The 18,637-nt window shown below is 50.7% G+C and carries 11 protein-coding genes; 10 read left to right on the top strand and 1 reads right to left on the bottom strand.

What is annotated here, in order from left to right; genetic code table 11:
- Window positions 1-111 precede the first annotated feature (111 nt).
- From ccsB to tilS, 3 genes are all read left to right on the top strand, one after another.
- Window positions 112-1,182, top strand: coding sequence for a c-type cytochrome biogenesis protein CcsB (ccsB, locus tag QUA99_RS06730; protein ID WP_333242184.1), 1,071 nt, complete (start codon window positions 112-114; stop codon window positions 1,180-1,182).
- 179 nt (window positions 1,183-1,361) lie between these two features.
- Window positions 1,362-1,787, top strand: coding sequence for a KGK domain-containing protein (locus QUA99_RS06725; protein ID WP_333242187.1), 426 nt, complete (start codon window positions 1,362-1,364; stop codon window positions 1,785-1,787).
- A 127-nt stretch (window positions 1,788-1,914) separates the two neighbouring features.
- Window positions 1,915-3,054: a tRNA lysidine(34) synthetase TilS gene (gene tilS / locus QUA99_RS06720; protein WP_333242190.1), complete on the top strand. Its 1,140-nt coding sequence runs from the start codon at window positions 1,915-1,917 to the stop codon at window positions 3,052-3,054.
- A 7-nt stretch (window positions 3,055-3,061) separates the two neighbouring features.
- Here the strand turns inward: tilS and hmpF are convergent, their stop codons facing one another.
- Window positions 3,062-4,858 carry a pilus motility taxis protein HmpF gene (gene hmpF, locus QUA99_RS06715; protein WP_333242193.1) on the bottom strand — a complete coding sequence of 599 codons (1,797 nt, stop codon included), beginning with the start codon at window positions 4,856-4,858 and terminating at the stop codon, window positions 3,062-3,064.
- Between the two features lie 1,031 nt (window positions 4,859-5,889).
- Here hmpF and QUA99_RS06710 point away from each other — a divergent pair.
- The 7 genes from QUA99_RS06710 to QUA99_RS06680 all read left to right on the top strand — a co-directional run bounded on the left by QUA99_RS06710 (window position 5,890) and on the right by QUA99_RS06680 (window position 18,055).
- The gene (locus QUA99_RS06710) at window positions 5,890-7,128 is read left to right on the top strand and encodes a response regulator (RefSeq protein ID WP_333242196.1); all 1,239 of its coding nucleotides are present in this window, start codon (window positions 5,890-5,892) and stop codon (window positions 7,126-7,128) included.
- Between the two features lie 529 nt (window positions 7,129-7,657).
- Complete coding sequence (locus tag QUA99_RS06705) at window positions 7,658-7,822, top strand: hypothetical protein (protein ID WP_333242199.1); 165 nt, start codon at window positions 7,658-7,660, stop codon at window positions 7,820-7,822.
- Window positions 7,822-8,355 carry a chemotaxis protein CheW gene (locus QUA99_RS06700; RefSeq protein ID WP_333242214.1) on the top strand — a complete coding sequence of 178 codons (534 nt, stop codon included), beginning with the start codon at window positions 7,822-7,824 and terminating at the stop codon, window positions 8,353-8,355. The genes QUA99_RS06705 and QUA99_RS06700 overlap by 1 nt, the downstream gene beginning before the upstream one ends.
- A 142-nt stretch (window positions 8,356-8,497) precedes the next feature.
- Window positions 8,498-11,584 (top strand): methyl-accepting chemotaxis protein, encoded by a 3,087-nt coding sequence (locus QUA99_RS06695; RefSeq protein ID WP_333242202.1) that lies wholly within the window; start codon window positions 8,498-8,500, stop codon window positions 11,582-11,584.
- 57 nt (window positions 11,585-11,641) lie between these two features.
- Window positions 11,642-12,439: an HNH endonuclease signature motif containing protein gene (locus QUA99_RS06690; protein ID WP_333242204.1), complete on the top strand. Its 798-nt coding sequence runs from the start codon at window positions 11,642-11,644 to the stop codon at window positions 12,437-12,439.
- A gap of 175 nt (window positions 12,440-12,614) precedes the next feature.
- Window positions 12,615-17,909 carry a response regulator gene (locus QUA99_RS06685; protein ID WP_333242208.1) on the top strand — a complete coding sequence of 1,765 codons (5,295 nt, stop codon included), beginning with the start codon at window positions 12,615-12,617 and terminating at the stop codon, window positions 17,907-17,909.
- A gap of 11 nt (window positions 17,910-17,920) precedes the next feature.
- Window positions 17,921-18,055, top strand: a complete 135-nt coding sequence (locus tag QUA99_RS06680; protein ID WP_333242211.1) for a hypothetical protein — start codon at window positions 17,921-17,923, stop codon at window positions 18,053-18,055.
- Window positions 18,056-18,637 lie beyond the last annotated feature (582 nt).

The raw sequence follows: 18,637 nt of genomic DNA, 5'->3' as shown, positions 1-18,637 counted from the left end.
ACCACTAATAATTGCCACAAAAATTCAAAATCCCAAACCCAAAACTGCCTAACCCCAGTACGATCGATCTAGTTAGCAAAAATAAGTAAAAACATTACCGGAGTAATTTTTATGGATCTGGTCGTACTCCAGAACTGGCTGGACAACATCTCCTTTGCCATTTTGTTCTCAACAATGCTCGTTTACTGGGTTGGCGCAGCTTTCCCCGGCATTCCCTACCTGGGGGCCCTAGGAACCGCAGGAATGGCAGTTGCCAACCTATCCATCGCCGCTTTACTCGGTTCTCGATGGATAGAAGCCGGCTACTTCCCCTTAAGCAATCTCTACGAATCCCTATTTTTCCTAGTTTGGGGAATCACCGCCATCCACCTAGTCGCGGAAAACATGAGCCGTTCCCGCTTAGTAGGAGTAGCCACATCCCCCGTAGCAATGGCAATTTCCGCCTTTGCCGCCCTGACTCTGCCCGCAACCATGCAATCTGCAGAGCCCCTAGTACCCGCCCTCAAATCAAACTGGCTGATGATGCACGTTAGCGTCATGATGCTCAGTTACTCAACTTTAATGGTAGGAGCACTACTGGCGATCGCCTTTTTAATCGTCACCCGCGGCCAAAAAATCGAACTCACCGGTAGTTCCTTCGGCACCAACAGCAACCGCAACGGCAACTACCGCCTCCAACGCCCTCAAAACCCCGAATCTCAAATTGCAGAAACCAGCGCCGACAGCGCATTAGCTTTCAGCGAACCCTCTTTCAACTCCAACAATAACGGTTTGGGCACCACCGCAGTGCTCGAATTAGCAACCGTTCAAACCGCATCAACCTCTCAAACTCAAACCGCAAAACTTCTCTCGCCCCAGCGCTTGAATCTAGCAGAAACTCTTGATAACATTAGCTATCGCATCATCGGTTTAGGATTCCCCTTACTGACAGTTGGCATTATTGCAGGTGCGGTTTGGGCTAACGAAGCTTGGGGCTCGTACTGGAGTTGGGACCCGAAAGAAACTTGGGCGCTAATTACTTGGTTGGTATTTGCTGCCTACCTGCACGCCCGCATTACTCGCGGCTGGCAGGGAAGACGCCCAGCAATTTTAGCCGCCACAGGTTTTGTGGTAGTTTGGATTTGCTATCTAGGCGTTAATCTGTTAGGCAAGGGTTTACATTCCTACGGTTGGTTTTTCTAATTCCCGATCGACCAATCAGCTACAGAAGAGTATCAATCAAAGAACATGGATTAATATCATCTCCGGTTGTAAGGTGGGCTATGCTCACCTTACTGAACGAGCGAGAGTGCAAAACTTTACTCCCTATTCTCTCTTCCTGCTTCTCTCTTTTTTCTTCCTTAATTAAAATGACAATTGATATGGACAATTCGCAAATATTTCTCAAAGAAGACGATGTGTTGTCAGCTCCTGGCAGCGCTTTGATGTATCAATGTACATTCAAAGTCAGCGAATTTATGACCATTATGCAGTCAAAATTGGTAGAAGACAATTTATTCTCAGAGGGCATGGATTGCGAGGTGTTAAGTGCCGGGAAAGCCTGGACTAAAGGCAAACTTAGGATGCGTCTGGAGTTTTGCCCGATCGAATCTGAACTAAAAGAACAAAAAGCCCTTCCAGCGGCCCTGGAAGCCTCTGACACCGCCCAAAACTACGGTGAAAACACCTCCGAACAAACGGATACAAATGATGAACCAAATGTCAGCGACTCAACACAAATAAGTAAGAATTTTCCTATTTCTAGGTATCCAGATAGCAACCCTCAAAGTCTAGGAATGTGGAGCTAAGCTGCTACTTAGGGGAGAAGGGAAGGAAAATAGTTGGGAGTTTTGAGGTGATGAGAATCTGGCTGCATCCTTCATACTAATGACTGCTGACTAATGATTTCCCGTTCTTACATCAACAACTGCCCTTATGGCTGAATCTTCCAATTGGACCCACCTCCACGCTCAACTGCACCGGACGCTGCTGCAACGACAAATATTGCCCTCAAATCAGCGATTGTTAGTAGCAGTATCCGGGGGACAAGATTCTCTGTGTTCGCTCAAATTATTGCTCGATTTGCAGCCAAAATGGCACTGGAATCTAGCGATTGCTCATTGCGATCACCGCTGGCGTTCTGACTCGGAAGCTAACGCAAATCATGTAGAAAATATAGCTAAAAGCTGGAGAATATCATACTATTTACAAACAGCCTCGGACATCTCCAAAACAGAAGCAGCCGCCAGACAGTGGCGATATCAAGCTTTAACCGAAATTGCGATCGCCCACAACTATCCCTACATTGTTACAGGCCACACAGCCAGCGATCGCGCCGAAACTCTCCTCTACAACCTGATTCGCGGCAGCGGTGCCGACGGACTTTCTGCCCTCACCTGGACGCGGCCTCTCGCCGATTTTCGATTGCCGATTTTAGATTTTAGATTGGGGAATTCCGGCGAAAATCCTAACTCCCAAATATCTGCCGATTTGAGATTGGAAAATCAGGATGAAAATTCCCAATCGAAAATCCAAAATCTCAAATCTCAAATCTATTTAGTTCGTCCCTTGCTCGAAATAACCCGATCGCAAACAGGTGAATTTTGTCAAGAGCAAAAACTACCCATTTGGGAAGATGCCACAAATCAAGACTTCAAATATGCTCGCAACCGCATTCGATCGGAATTATTGCCTTATTTAGAAACTCATTTCAACCCAAAAGCCCAACAAGCGCTAGCTCAAACAGCCGAACTCCTCCGCGCCGACGTAGAATATCTGGAACTTGCAGCCAGCGACTTGCTACAGCGAGCAATGTCTCCAATGGGAGACAGCCCGCAGGTGAATTTTCAACTGCCCGTCAAGTTAAATCGCTCTTGTTTGCGGGAAGCACCCCTTGCCTTGCAGCGACGGGCAATGCGGCAGCTACTGCAACAAATATTGCCCTCAGCACCCAGCTTTGACAGCGTAGAAAAACTAACCAGCTTAATCCCAGCCCCCAACCGATCGCAAACCGATCCATTTCCTGGAGGAGCGATCGCCCGAGTCGAAAACCCTTGGATCGTTATAAATATTTAATTTTAGGCTAAGGCAGATTCAACAAACCCGAAATAACTTGCCGCAACTGAGCTATATCCAGATCTTGCTGCTCTCCTGTCTGCTGCACGCGATCGAGCTCACCCCCCACCGCTTCCAGCTTTTGGCGCAGCCCCTTCAAATTATCCTGCACCGGCTGCAACATTTCTTGATAAACATTCACCCGGCCCCAGAGTTCGGCCACTGCGCCTTTCTGGTTGAACAAATTCTGCTCTAACTGCTTGAGTTCGTAGCGTTTCGCCTCATTTTCCCCATTTTTGCGGTTGACATTTGCCTCAATTTGAGAGATAGCATCCCGCACCTGTTGAATTTCGTTTTCCAATCTTTGCAATTCTTCGCCCTGCTGCTGGCGCACAGAATTGAGCTGTGCGACAATCGGTCCCAAATCAATATCTCCTCGCTCTTGTTTGGGAGCATTACCAGTACCCAGCCGCCGCCACAGCACCGCCTGATGCTGCTTTAAAACATCTTCCCGTTCCTGCAACCGGAGGCGCTGTCCCACCAGAGTTTCGTTTAACATCTGATAACTTTCGAGTTCATCTGCCATTTCATTTTCCAAAGCCATGCGATCGTACTCGCTAGCAGCTTGAATTTTCCCTTGCAGATCCTCAATTGTCTCCCGCTGCAGAGTCAACTCCTCCTCTTGATCGTTAACAAACCGGAACACCTTTTCCAAATCCTGTTGCAGGTGTTGCACCAGCCCCTGCAACTCCTCAACCGGCATCTTTTCCAGGGCTGACACATCTACTTTTTGCTCAGTACCTGCTGCACCCGAAGCAGATGCGAGCCTGGAAAGTTGCTGGTACAGGTCCTCAACAGCCCGCACCTGCAAAGACACCGACTGAGCCTGCTCCTGCTTAGCGCTGAGGGTACTTTGCCGACCCTTAAGATCCGCCCGAGCTTGCGCCAAAGCATCTTGAGATTGATACCACTCCTGCCAGAGGTTTTGGAGGTTCTGATTTTGTCGGTCGACCTCTTCTTGCTGCTGCTGAGCGTTAGCCCGTTTTTGCTCCAACTGCTGCCAGTGAACGTCCAGAATTGCCTGCTGAGCCCCCACAACACCAAAAGACTGATTCAGTTGTTCCCGCACCCCTTGGGCAGAAGCAATTGCCCCTCCCAGCTTGTTCATCAACTCCTGAATCCTCCTGGCTTGCTGCTCGTCAAGCACCGCGCCCTGTGGAACCTGAGACTGCTGCTGGCTCATCTGCTGCTGCTCGCTCCGCAACTGTTCCCAAGCCGTCTCAATTTCCGCGCGGCTGCGATCGACCTCTTCTCGCAGTCGGTTAGCTTCATCTCGAGTATTTTCAATTTCCGAGCGCTGAGCCTCCAGCCGCTCCAACTCCTCTTCCATTTGAGCCAATTGCTCTTCGCGGGCTTGCATTTCCATTTCCCGGCGATTGAGTTCCTGACTCGAAAACGTCAGAGAAGCCTTCCACTGTTCAATTTCCTCTTCCTTATCCTTAAACTTGTCCTGCAAGCGCGAGAAATTTTGCAGAATGCTCACCAACTGGCGGGCCGCCTCCTGAATGCGCTGCACTTGCTTGCTAGCGCTCAACTCCACCAGCACCAGCGTGCCGTCGTTAAACTTATTAGCTTCCTCAACCGGGATCACGTCATCGCCTGGTACGGCGCTCCAATTGTGTTCGCCCCGCTGACAAGCTAGCAGTTTCAGTTCAGCCTTACCGCCACCGAGACCAAAGCCGCTTCTCTGTTTTTGTACTTCCGCTAGATACAGCACACTAATAGTCCTCTCTTTGGTGTCGTTTGCCCGATCGGGGGATAGCATCTTTTCCCAACTTTAGCAGCACTCATGCACAGCACTGCCTCGCGGGGAAGCGTTCAAAAAGCACTTTCGCTGCCCGCTTTCTAGACGAAGGGGAGAGCAGTATCAATGCCGCTTAATTAAAGACTAGCAAAACTGCGGGGACTGCCATAGCCTAAAGCCGAAAAAGGTCAGTCAGTTAAAAACTTTTTCTATTGATTGTACCAGGCTTTAGTTGCTGGTCGATCGCCCTCTAGCCCCAAGATCCCCCAAGCGCGCGCCATCGGCAGGCGGACTAGGGATTTGAACCGCGCTGCCTTAGAATAGGGGAATGACGAGAGCCTGTGACTGAGCAGCGGGCGAGCAAAAAGGTCGATCGGCAGTGAACGTATTCCTGACAATTGCTAACAAATGTTCGTGTTTGAGTGCACGTAATTTTAGGGTTTAAGACACCGCTCAACCTACAAGACCAACAGCGCACGGCCACTGTCAAAACACGCCGACACTGCTTGTCACCCTTGGAATTGGGGGCTGTGACCAACCCTAAAAACCTCGTTGGCAACTCATCCAACCCAACATACTAGCCTCAAGTTCCCCTTCGGGATCGATCGGCCAGCGACTGTTGGTAGCAGCAGTAAAACCAGAGAATCCTCAGTATTTTGAAGTTTCCATACGTTAAAGATGTGCTGTATAAACTGACGGCATACTCAGCCAAAAACTTCAAAACTCTTGCGCTCGAAGACTTCAGCCTGTCGGGAATGCCAGCGTTGCCAACTCCCTAGCCCATGCAATTGTGCGATGTGGCTGCTGCCAGTTGAGGCGACAGTTTGAATACAAGGTGAAACTCTACACTTGGAGAAGGCCGCAAGTTTCGCGGTTTCAGCTTGTGGACTGGTAGCGCGGCCGACTCAAACCAGAGTATCGCCCTTTCGTCAATTCCCAATTGTGAAGCAAATCAAGCGTGAATTATTGACGGAAACTAAAGTAATGTCGCCCCAGCACACAGTCTTTCCGAGCTCAGACGCCAACGGTTTTAAGGAGGACACTTTAGCTGCATGCAGGGAAATTTGAGTGAAATTGACATCCGCAGCATCCTGCAATTGATTGAGTTAGGTCAGCGAACCGGAGAACTGTTCGTAGAGGCCTACAGCTCCACCGGCAGCAGCACGGGTACTCCACCTACCCAGCGCTCCCTTGCAGGACAATCCTGGTATGTCTTCTGCTTCAACGGTCAGATTATTTACGCTACCCAGAGTGCTGGTAGTTTGTTTCGCTTGCGCGACTACCTGCGCCGCTACAAAGCAGACACCGCCCTCGACAAAATCCAAGTTCCCTATATGGCATCTACCAATGCCCCAGAATACGGATACCTGTGGGCCCTGCTAGAAAACCACATCCTCACCCCAGCTCAAGGGCGCAACATCATCCAAAGCATGATCCACGAAACCCTCTTTGACTTGCTCAGTCTTCACCAGGGTTCCTTCACTTTTGAAATGGGCCCTGCTTTGGCTCCTCAACTGACCAGCTTAGAAATTAGCTCGCTGCTGGCTAAGATTGTCAAACAGGTACAGCAGTGGAAGCAGTTTCACCCTCACATTCAGTCGCCCAACCAATGCCCGGTGATTTCAGACCCCTCCGAGCTGCGAGTAGCGCTGCCTGTCAATACCTTTAATACTCTCAGACGCTGGGCCGACGGCCACACTTCGATCCGCCAAATGGCGCGCTACCTCAACCGAGACGTGCTGACTGTCGCTAAGGCGATTTACCCCTTCGTGCAGCAGGGATTGGTGCAAGTATTTTACGAGCCCTCTGTTGCCCCGGCCAACAACAAAAAAGAATGGTCGTCTCTAGAAACCAAGGTTCCCAGAGTTGTCTGTATTGACGACGACAATATTATTCGCAAAACAGTCGAGTCAATTTTAAACGAACACGGTTACGAAGCTACTGCGATCGGCAATCCCCTCGAAGCTTTGAGTTTGGTTTTTCAACTCAAACCCGATTTAATTCTGTGCGACATCGCTATGCCGGAACTCGACGGCTACGAAATTTGCGCCATGCTGCGCAATTCTACCGCTTTCCGGCAGACGCCGATCGTCATGCTGACGGGCATCGACGGATTTATCGACCGCGTTAAAGCCCGCATGGCCGGAGCTACAGACTTCTACACCAAACCTTTTGGCGAAAGCGAGTTATTGATGCTGGTAGAAAAATATGTGGGCCCGGGCTACCCTCGGACCAATCTATCGGAAAGATTCTTAGGGCGCTCGCTAGAAGACGAATTAGAAGAAAAATAAATTCCGCATCGGTGACAGGATAGGAACTATTTTGTACCAGCTCTCCCCAGGGCTGTCTCGACCGCCAGAGAGAAAGGTGATGGCTTGGGGCGATCGCACCATAAACTAGAATGTATAAATCCGCGCGCTGCCCGTCGAGCGTCGGTAAAACTCTGTTCAATTTCTCGACCCCGGTCGCGCCTAACACGCTCAAAGTGCAAATATAATATACTTGTTCTCCACTTGCAGCCGCTCCGAAAAACCGATGCGCAGAGCCAGTTATTGCTAGGCATTTCTGTACAAAGTCGGAGATTCGATCGAGCGTCTTAACTGACTCGGTTTATGATTATCGCGACATCAGCCATGTCAACAACCCGTCGTTAATCCGAGTAGCTGTTTAGCATTCATCGTAAAAATTGCCCAGAGTTTTACCAAATTAGCGGCGGTGGGAGTACAAAGTGAAGCTTTACGGTTCCACATTAATTTTTCGCAGTCGATTTGAGCCAATTTGTCAGCAAAGGTCGCGCAAATTATTGATTGCAGTGAATTATTGACGGAGCACATTTATTGCCAAGCACCTCCTGCAGTCGCGCCATTCACCCCTTGGCTGTGTCAAGCTTGGCTGTGTAAAGTTTTGACCGTCGATGTTTCGATCGCGATCGGCTTGGCGGGAAACGTCAACAATTTGCTAGAAATGCAGGTGTCAGAATTATGATTAGCGGCAGCCCAGACTTTATATTACCAGGACTAGGCGTAGATCAGGCTCCGGAATTCCAAGAACTAGAAACTCCCGAAGGCGAACTGCACCTGCGGTTCTACGTTCCTTCGGGGAACGAGTTCGCACTGCCGGCGACAGGGATTAGAGAGGTACTATCGCCCTCACCAGACCGCATGACACCCATCCCCAACGTTTCTTCTTTGCTTTTAGGTACGCTAAACATGAGAGGACGAGTCATCTGGGTGGCAGATTTGGGCCAATTTCTGGGAGACCAAACACCTCTGAACACAGACAGACCCGAAATCCCCATCGTGGCTGTGGAAGACCAAGACACAATTTTGGGGCTGGCAGTCGATCGAATTGTGGGGATGGACTGGCTCGACGTAGAACAACTGCACTCTCAGAACAATGCACCAGACGGCATGATTCCATTTCTGAGGGGAGAATGGATGTTAGGTGCACCAGCTCAGAAAGTGCTCCGACTGCTAGATCAAGTAAAAATTCTGCGCTCTGCGCGGTGGGCAGCGTGAAATCGATTTTAGATTTGCGATTTGCGATTTGCGATTGGGGTCTAACCATCAACAGTCACACGACTTGAGGCGCGCATCTAAACATTCAAGATAAAAATCTAAAATCTAAAATCTAAAATCTAAAATCTAAAGAGGGCGGCAAATGGCAACAAGTACCAACTTTCAGCAGGACTATCAACGGGCAGAAGCGGCATACATGGCTGGTAACTATTCAGAAGCCGCGGCCCTAGTTTATCAATTAGTAGAAGATTTTCCCGAAGACCCCAGCGCTCGCCTGCTGTGCGGACACATCTACTGCTACGGACTGCAACAGTACGAGGTGGCACGGGAACAGTACGCGGTTGTGCTAGGCCTGAGTGACGACCCGAGTTTGGTAGAACACGCTCACAGCGGAATTAACTACACCGACCAATTTTTATCTGGAGAACTGCAAAAGGAAAGTTTTGAGGCTTTGTCTGCTGAAACTGAATTGGAATTCTACCCAGACTTATCTCTTGATGAAGGGTTAGAAGAACCGGATTTGGGACTTTTTCAAAAAAATTCCCCATCCCTGTCCTATGCGAGTCAATCGCCAGACGACCTGGAAAACTTGGACTTGGCAGACTTGGGGATGAGTGGCTTGGAGTGGGAACCAGAACCGGAAAATCGCGCCGGCGCGAGCGAAGATTTAGCCTCGCATTCTAACCCCTTTACTAGCGACAGCGGCGCGATGGCAGCTTATGCTGAGACTTCCGAGCCGCTAGACACGGACGAGTTTAGCGACTCGGACTTTGGAGACCCTTTTGCTTCAGATGAGCCAGAGTTTGATGCTGCTGACTTGTCTGGCGGCAAAGTGTCTGGGAAACCAGCACCTTACTCAGGAGATTTGTTTTCAGAAGCTCCAACTCAGATGCTCAACGGTCAAAGTTTTGCAGCCCCAGAAATGGGAAATTCCTTGGACTCGAAGGAACTAGACTCCCCCACCGGGCCGTATGACAATTTTGCCGAACCTTTTGGGTCGCTCGATTTGCCAGATGAACTCGACGGGAACTCGGACTACGACTACCAAGCCCCGCCCCAGACAGGCCAAAATCACGGTCAGAACGCACCTCCTGCAGAAGAGGCAGACCCCTTTGCCGAGCCGATGTCGGGTTTCGGGTCTTCTCGCTCTCAAAACAAGCAGCCGAATAACGACTCGGACTACTCGTCAAACTATTCGCTGGCAGAAGACGAAACTCTGCTGATGGGAGGTGCTGTCCCCAACTCTCACTCGTCAAGGTCGAGCCGGGGACAATTTAATTCGGTCGATCGATCCTCCTCCAACAGCAACGGTTACAGCGATTCGGAACCCCCGGCATTTGGCTCTAGAAACAGCTTCGACTTAGATGCTTTTGAAGACGACGCTTTTAGCGATTCTTTCTCTTTCGACGACAACGAACAAGCGACAGCTTTCGGGGCGTCTGGCAAGAACAGCAGCGGCTGGTCGTCAAAAACTGGGAACACTCAAGAACACAGCGACTTTTTAGACGAATTTGACGAGTTTGACGATTTCGGCAATTTGCCGGACTTTGATATCTCAGAAGATGCCACCAGTTCGATCCTGACTAGAGGTAACACAAATTTCGGCAACTCGAGCAGCGGCATGATGGGTACGACCGGCAGCAGCCTGGACTTTGACAACAGCGACGGCTCAGCAATTCGGGATGATGAGATATTTCTCATAAACGGCCCTGTTGATGCCTCGGTGCCGACTTTTGCTCCCACAGAAATAGAAACGCTCGATACTTCGGTAACTGTAGAACAAGGGGGACTGGCTTTCTTGGAAAATGCCCCTTTGTTTACAAAACAGTTGTACACGGCAATCGGGGCGGGACTGGTTTCTCTGGTAGCTGTGGCTTTCGTCACGAACATCGCCTCTTATCAGGCTCTGCGGCAAGAGAAACCGGAGGCGATCGTTTACCTGCGCCAAACAGGTTGGGTAATGACCGCAGCAGCAGGCTTTACGAGCTTTTTAACTTCTTGGGGCATCGGCCAGTTGATCGCCAAGCAGGTGCGCAAGTCCTCGGACAATTTGCAAGCTCAGTTCGATGCGGTATCTCAAGGAACTTTGGATGCTCGCGCTACTGTTTACTCGGAAGATGAATTTGGCAAGATGGCTGCTAAATTCAACCACATGGCGAAGGTTATCCAAACCACCATTAGCGATACCAGGCGCAAGTCTGACGAGCAGGAACAGGCAAAAGAAGACTTGCAGCGCCAAGTGATTCGCTTGCTAGACGATGTGGAAGGAGCGGCCCGGGGTGACTTGACTGTGACTGCGGAAGTGACAGCAGACGTTTTGGGCGCTGTTGCTGACTCGTTTAACTTGACAATTCAAAATCTGCGCGAAATCGTCCATCAGGTGAAGCAGGCGGCTCGGGAGGTCAGCAAGGGCGCTACGGATAGTGCCAAGTTTGCGGGCGATTTGTCTTCAGACGCGCTGCGGCAAGCTGAAGAACTGGCGGCAACCCTGAATTCGGTGCAAGTCCTCACGGACGCGATTCAGCGGGTCGCAGAGAGCGCTAGAGAGGCAGAAGAAGTGGCCAGGGGCGCGGCGGCAACGGCTTTGAAAGGGGGCGAGGCTGTGGAGCGGACGGTGGCAGGGATTTTGGAAATTCGCGAGACAGTAGCAGAAACCACGAGAAAAGTCAAGAGGTTGGCAGAAGCTTCTCAAGAAATTTCTAAGATTGTGGCTTTAATTGCGACGATCGCCTCGCGGACGAATTTGTTGGCCCTCAATGCTAGTATTGAAGCCGCAAGGGCAGGGGAAGCGGGCAGAGGATTTGCGATCGTGGCAGACGAAGTGCGACAATTGGCAGACAGATCGGCTAAGTCTTTGAAAGAAATCGAACAGATCGTGATGCAAATTCAAAGCGAAACCGGCGCGGTAATGACGGCGATGGAAGAAGGTACGCAGCAGGTGATTGAGGGGACAAGATTGGCCGAACAAGCGAAGAGATCGCTTGAAGATATCATTCAAGTAACTAATCGAATTGACGTGCTAGTGCGCTCGATTACTGCGGACACTGTAGAGCAAAACGAAACAGCTCGCGCCGTAGCTTCTGTTATGCAAGCGGTGGAATTAACTGCTCAGGAAACATCCCAAGAAGCGCAGCGAGTTTCCGGTGCTTTGCAAAATTTGGTAGGCGTTGCTCGCGACCTTTTGACATCGGTAGAAAGATTCCGAGTAGAAACAGCAGAAAGACAATAATTAATTGTCCAATGCTTGTTTTCCTGGCTGATTTACAAGCACGTTGGTCGGGAAAGGATGGCAGACAAAAAGCTACCTCGCAGTTTTGAAACCGCTGCGGGGAAGCCAATCCAACACCTAAAAAAACCAGGAGTTGTACAGATGGAGGATAACATAGTAGAGGTAATTCATGGCATATTTGGCGAGATTCAGCCGACGGTCTGTATTATCTATAGCCTAGCAAAAGATAGCAGGGGCTATGCTACCAAAAGACTTCGGATTAACGGCGAATGGAAAAATTTAACAGTCCACCGTTTAGTATTAGAACATTCATTAGGTCAGCAGCTCGGACCAGAATACTTTGCTTGCCATACTTGCGATGTCCGCAACTGCATTAATTCCAACCATTTGTGGGAAGGTTATCGGCTGAAAAATTATCAAGACACGTCTAAAAAAGGACGTATTAAAAATGTAGGAAGTACCTCTGCGCCGCCCCCTCAAAAACAACTGCAAGGTCGAGAAATAATTCCCGGTATGCGGGTCCAAAGACAGCCGAACGGCTGTATGATTTGTACCTTGGCTAAAAGAAGTGATGGTTACGCCATTAAGGGTACTAAAATTAACGGTAAAACAAAAAGTTTCTACGCTCACAGACTGGTACTGGAACACAAACTCGGACGGCCTGTCAAACCAGGTTATTTTGCGTGTCACAGTTGCGGCGATCGCGGTTGTGTCAATCCCGACCATTTACGGGAAGGAACCCCGGCAGATAACTCCCGCGATGCCAAGCGAAAAAAACCGCTTTCCTTTCGTTCCATCTGTCAACCGCAAACTCAAACCAGAACAGGTGCAGGAGATTCGCTATCTTTTAAGTGAGGGCATATCGAAAGCAAAAATAGCCAGGACATTTGCCAGATCTCGCAGTCAGATTATTCTCTTGGCAAGGGGCGAGATATACAAAGACATTCTCTAGAACTACTAACCTAGACCCAATACAGTAACGCTTAAAATCAGGAATAAAACTATGCTGCCGGAGCAACAACAGAGGATAATGGGATACTTTATTGAGGAGGCAAAAGACCACCTCAATACGATCGAACAAGGCTTGCTGAATCTGCAAACTACGATCGAAGACCCAGAATTGGTCAACGAAGTATTTAGGGCCGCTCACTCTGTTAAAGGAGGAGCAGCAATGCTGGGCCTGACCAGCATTCAGCAAACAGCTCACCGACTAGAAGATAGTTTTAAAGTTTTAAAAGAGTGCAGCGTTAAAGTAGACCAACAGCTAGAGTCCCTGTTCCTGCGAATTTTTGACACGTTGCAAGGGCTGTTAGAGCAACTGTCGGGACCTTTTGGGCTGACAGAGGAGTTGGGAGAACAGATGGTTCGAGAATTAGAACCAGTATTTGAAGAACTCAACGGACACTTGGGGGGCCTCGTCGGACACGGAGAATACCATGCAGACGAGACCAGCCCTGTGGCACTACCCGAACCAGTTATGGCAGGGGTGGGAATCGCGGCGTTTGGCTCATCGAGGAGTTTTGCCGACTCGGGGTCAGTTTACGTACCTGATGCCAGAGCAACAGAAGAAAGCGCCCTGCAGCTAGTATTTGACTCGGACGTGCCGGCGAGGATGCGGGAAATGCTGCAAGAGTTCAAACAGCCGGAGGGGTCTGAAAGCAGGCGGCAGCTCAAGAACATTTGTCGGAACTTGCTCAAGGCGGGGGAAGAATTTGAACTGCCTGGCTGGATAGAATTGATCGAAGTTGTAGAAAAGGCGATCGCCAACCCAGAAAATACCTACCGCACCTTAGCCCCAACGGTCATCAAAGACATCAAACAAGCCCAAGAATTGATACTTTCGGGTCGAGAAGAGTCGATCGCACCGAGCGCAAAACTTTTGGCGCTGCTGCCGGCGGTGGTAATCCCAGAAACGGATTTTGAAGATTTGCTGGCATTCGCTCAACCGGTTGCGTCGGGGAAAAATGCGGTTTCTGTTGAGGATGCGGCCTGGGATCTGGCCGGATCTGGCGATTCCCGGGCGGGGGAACAAATCCTGCCGACTATTTCAGGGCTGAGCCTAGACGAGCTGTTCGACCAACTCGACACCGGCGAGACCAATGATTACAGCAGCGGTCGATCGCCCCAGTTCGACGATTCCCCGGGATTCGGAGAATCGGATCTGGAGACGGGTGCTTCGGGGCGCTCGACCCGCACCGGCCCGGAAGTGGGCGCGGCAGAACTCAACAGTTTAGCAGACTTGTTTGACGGCGAGTCCCCGGATCTCGACGGCGCTTGGGAAGAAGAAGAAGACCTCGACTATGCCCAGTCTTCTAGAATGCTGGCGGAGGGAATGCTGGAGTCAGAGGATGACAATTCCGGCGATTTTACTGATTTGTTGTTTGACGAATACGGTGAGGAAAATTCGGAAGCCAACGGGGAGCCTCCGATTGACGACCTCACGAATTTGTTTGGGGAGGATTTGCTGTTTGGAGGCGAGCCAGAGGGTTATGCCGGGGCAGCACGTCAGGAAAAAGCGGGTTTGAGCCAGCCGTTAACTGGCAAACAGCTTAAAAATGGTAAAGGTAGGGGCGATTTGGAGCGGCAAGACGGCACGGTAGCCCCAGCCAGGGGACAAGAATCCGAGGAAGATGCCCTGGGTACGCTTTTGGACGAAGTGGCGGCCCAAACTTCTGCTGTTGCTGGAGACAATGGTGATTTGGATGACTTGTTCGGCGATTTAGGCTTATCTGAGGCAGCGGGTGTCCCGGCAGTTACTTCTGAGCCTTCTCTCAATCCTGGCGCTTTCGATGCAGAATTTTCCGAGCCAGCAGCAGGCGGCGGCAGCGATTCAGTGGATACCGACACGCTCGCTGAAGATGAAATAGATGAAATAAATGATTTCGAGTTTCTCTCTGAGTTAGGCGAGGACTCGGATTTGAGCGAGCGCTCCGATACTACTTCTGGTTTCCTGTCTTCAGAAGGCGAAGGTGGGAAGAGCGAGGGCGATCGATATTTAGCTGCTCGCAGCACACAAAACGAGGAAATTGGCAGCTTTTTTAACATGACACCAAATTCTGATTTAGATATCTCAGCAGATGAAAATTGGCTAGAAGATGCTTTCGACATGGAAGACGAGTCAGTGCCACCGGCCAACCCGGAGCTGGAGGATACGGATTTAGATGCGCTGTTTGGCGAGATCGCCGAGGGCCCGATTTCTGGAGATGAGGAGACCGTACACGGGCAATTCGCTGCTACTTCCCGAGAGGCTGCGGATTTGGCTGAGCTGTTCGGTTCTGTACCTACGGGTACTGAGTATGATGGGGAAGCTTCCGGGCAAGTCCATGGGGATTGGCTGAATTTAGACGGGGATTCAGAATTGCCGAGTGCGGGTGTGGAACCGGATGAGAGCGAGTTGGCGAGTTGGTTCTCAAACAATGCTGCGCCTGTTTCCGACGAAGGCTTGGCAGATTTGGCAGCGGTTGAACTTGGGGCCTTGTCGGGCCGTCCTGATTCGGAAATTTCCAGTGTCGAGTCTGATGGGGGCGCAACTTTCGAGTTGTTGGAGGATATGTTTGGCGAAGGGCTGGTGCTGCCTGCGGATGGGCCAACTGCGGGAGATGAGGGCGAGGCTCTTGATTTGCAGGAGTTGTCGCCGGAAGTTCCCGAGGGCTTGTTCGACGAGGTGGGTGCGGATTTGTTCGATCGACCCGAAACAGATATTGTTGGGAAGTCCGAGGGTGATGATGATTTGTTTGAAGCGCTGGAAACGGATTTTTCTGCTGGGGATTTAGAGGTGCTGTCGGCAGAATCTCTCGACGGTATGTTTGATGGTGATGCTGATTTGCTCGAAGCTCTCGAAACCGGGGCGACTCTCAAGAGCGAAGAGTTGGAGGGTTTTGATGATTTGTTGGATTCGATCGATGCTGAGGTTCTGGTGACTTCGGAACTGACGACGGGCTTTTGGGACGCTGACGAAGTGCCGGCCGCTGAAGATTCGTCCGAGTCGGAATATGGTGGATCGCTGGCGGACTTTTTTATCGGTGCCGAATCAGGTGGTGAGGATGCCGAAGACAATTTTGACGATTTAGAAGCGCTGTTAATTGCAGGGGGCGCTGGGGCTGCAATAGCAGCCTCTGGGGGAACAAATCAGAGTCCGGTAAATACGGAAGTTTTCTCGGATCTCGAAGAGCTCCTCAGCGAGAGCGCCACTGTGCCGGAAATTCACGGGCTACCGCCGACAACTGGCAGCAAAGCTCCGCCCTCTGCTGCCGATCGGAGCGATGACGAATTTGGCGATTTGGAAAAACTGCTGGAAGATTCCAAGGACAGCGGCCGTCAAGGGGAAAGCAATATTGGGTCGTCGGCGCTCAACAGACCGAGGCGGAATACCCGCGCGGGCGGGTTCGGCGACCAGACGATGCGGGTGCCGGTCAAGCAACTGGACAACCTCAGCAATTTGATGGGCGAACTGGTGGTGAACCGCAACAGTTTGGAGCAAGACCAAGAACGGATGCGGCAGTTTTTGGACAATTTGCTGCACCAGGTGACGCTGCTGAGCGACGTGAGCCAGCGGACTCAGGATTTCTACGAGCGGAGTCTTTTGGAGATTGCTTTGCTGGCAAACCGCCAGGGACACCGATCGTCCTGGCGCTCTGAGGATTCGGCTCAGAGCCGGGAAAGTGCCTGGAGACCGGAGGAAATGGACAGGTTTACTCCTTTCCACAGTTTGGCTCAGGAGATTATTGAGCTGATCGTGCGGGTGCGGGAGTCGGCGGCGGACATTGAGTTTTTGGTGGATGAGGCGGATCAGGTGACTCGCCAACTCCGCCAAGTCACGACTCAACTGCAAGAAGGTTTGACTCGCGCCCGGATGAAGCCGTTTGCGGAGACGACGGACAGGCTGTTCCGGGCAGTGCGGGAAATTGCGATCAAGTGCGGGAAGCAGGCTCAGTTGCAGGTTGAGGGTAAGGATATTTTGATCGACAAGATGATTGTGGATCAGCTTTACGACCCGATGACTCATTTGGTGAACAATGCGATTACTCACGGGATCGAACCGCCGGAGGTGCGTCAGGCGGCCGGGAAGCCGCCAGTGGGCAGGATTACGATTCGGGCTTTCCACCAAGGGAATCAAACGGTGATTTCGGTTTCTGACGACGGGGCCGGAATTGACCCGCAAAGGGTGAAGGCGAAGGCGATCAAGCAGGGTTTGCTGACGGCGGCTCAGGCTCAGAGGATGTCTCGATCGGAAGTTTACGATTTGCTGTTTATGCCCGGTTTCAGCACTCAGGAACAGGCTACGGAATATGCAGGCCGCGGGGTCGGTATGGATGTGGTGCGGACTTGTTTGCACGAGATTCGGGGGACGGTGGGGATTGATTCGACGATCGGCAAGGGGACTGTGTTTACCATCCGTTTACCTCTGGTGTTGAGCATTTCTAAGGCTCTGACTTGCATTAGCGATCGGGCTCGGATTGCTTTCCCGATGGACGGGGTGGAGGATATGATCGACGTGCCTCGGGATCAGGTGACGACGGGGGATGACGGTTTGCCCTGCATTGAGTGGCGGGGTTCGATTTTGCCGTTCCGGCCGCTGCGCGATTTGCTGGCTTATAACCGCCATTTGGGCCGGGGCAGCGTTTACGGGTTTAATACTGACGATGACATGATTTCGGTGATCGTGCTGCGGTCTGCTGGCAATTTCTTGGCGGTGCAGGTGGATCAGGTTTCGACGGAACAGGAAATCGTGATCAAGCAGTTGGAGGGGCCTGTGCCGAAGCCGATCGGGATTGCGGGTGCTACGGTGCTCGGGGACGGCAGGATCGTGGCGATTGCGGATGTTCTGGAATTGATCGATTTGGCTACGGGAAGGCTGCGGAAGGAAGCTGGCGGTACGCTGTGGGATGAGACCGAGAAGGCCACTAAGGAGGCGGAAACTGAGAAGACTGAGCCGACTGTGCTGATTGTGGATGATTCGATTACGGTGCGATCGCTGCTTTCGATTACTTTTGAGAAAGCTGGCTACCGGGTTGAAGAAGCTCGCGACGGTAAGGAGGCTTGGGAAAAGATGAAATCTGGTTTGCCTTGCGATATCGTGTTCTGCGATATTGAGATGCCGAGAATGGACGGTTTGGAACTGCTTTCTCGGATGCAGAAGGATGCGGTTTTGTGCGAGTTGCCGATCGCGATGCTAACTTCTCGCGGTGCTGATAGACACCGCCAAATGGCTTACAGTTTGGGTGCCAAAGGCTATTTTACCAAGCCTTATTTGGAGGAGCAATTGCTTGATGCTGCTTCTCGGATGTTGAAGGGTGAGGTTGTTGGTGCTCCGGCTATGGTGTAAGTGGGTGAGGTTTGAAAATATCTGATTCCTGTGAGGGCGATCGCCCTCACAGGACTTGTATTGTAAATATTGCATCCGCTCAATTACCAGCAATCAAACCAATTTTATTGTCGATCGTCCACGAGCGCGATCGCACGGCACAATAGCACGATTGTTGAGAAACTGGGTTTTTTATGCAAATACCCGTTGTAGACCGCAGATTCAGTAAAAAACCGGGTTTCTGAGTTCCGATGCGTAAGTCCCGCAGGACTGACAAATATGGTTTTGTTTCCCTCTTTTTTCAGCCATTTTTAGTGATATGGGTGGACTGACAGTCCGGACAAATTATAGGTTTTGTTAGTTGAGTATATCTGTTGAGCCTACCCTAAATGTGCAACGCCGATTTTTTAAGATTCAACTAATATTGATCTATAAATATATAGAGGCAAAATAATAGCAACTCCGGTAACATAGGAATTAATATTACCCACAGTCAGGAAACGGCATCGCCGTTTCCCTACAATTAATTGGAATAGGGACACGGGGCACTGGCGGTGTCATCGGTATCATAAGAAGTGCCACTGGAAACGATATAACCCACATTCCGCAGATATTCAAGCAGATTTCATTTCAAAGAAATTCAGAATTGCCAAAACCTCAAATGATTGCATAGCAATCATTTGAGGTTTTTTTAAGGTATAATAATTTGTGCCCGTATAGCAACCTTCAAAACTATGAAAAAGCCCTCT

This window comes from Microcoleus sp. F10-B2, from assembly GCF_036704965.1.
Taxonomy (GTDB): Bacteria; Cyanobacteriota; Cyanobacteriia; order Cyanobacteriales; family Microcoleaceae; genus Microcoleus.
The sequence above is the reverse complement of the archived record's forward strand: the minus strand, read 5'-3'. Positions and strand labels throughout refer to the sequence as shown.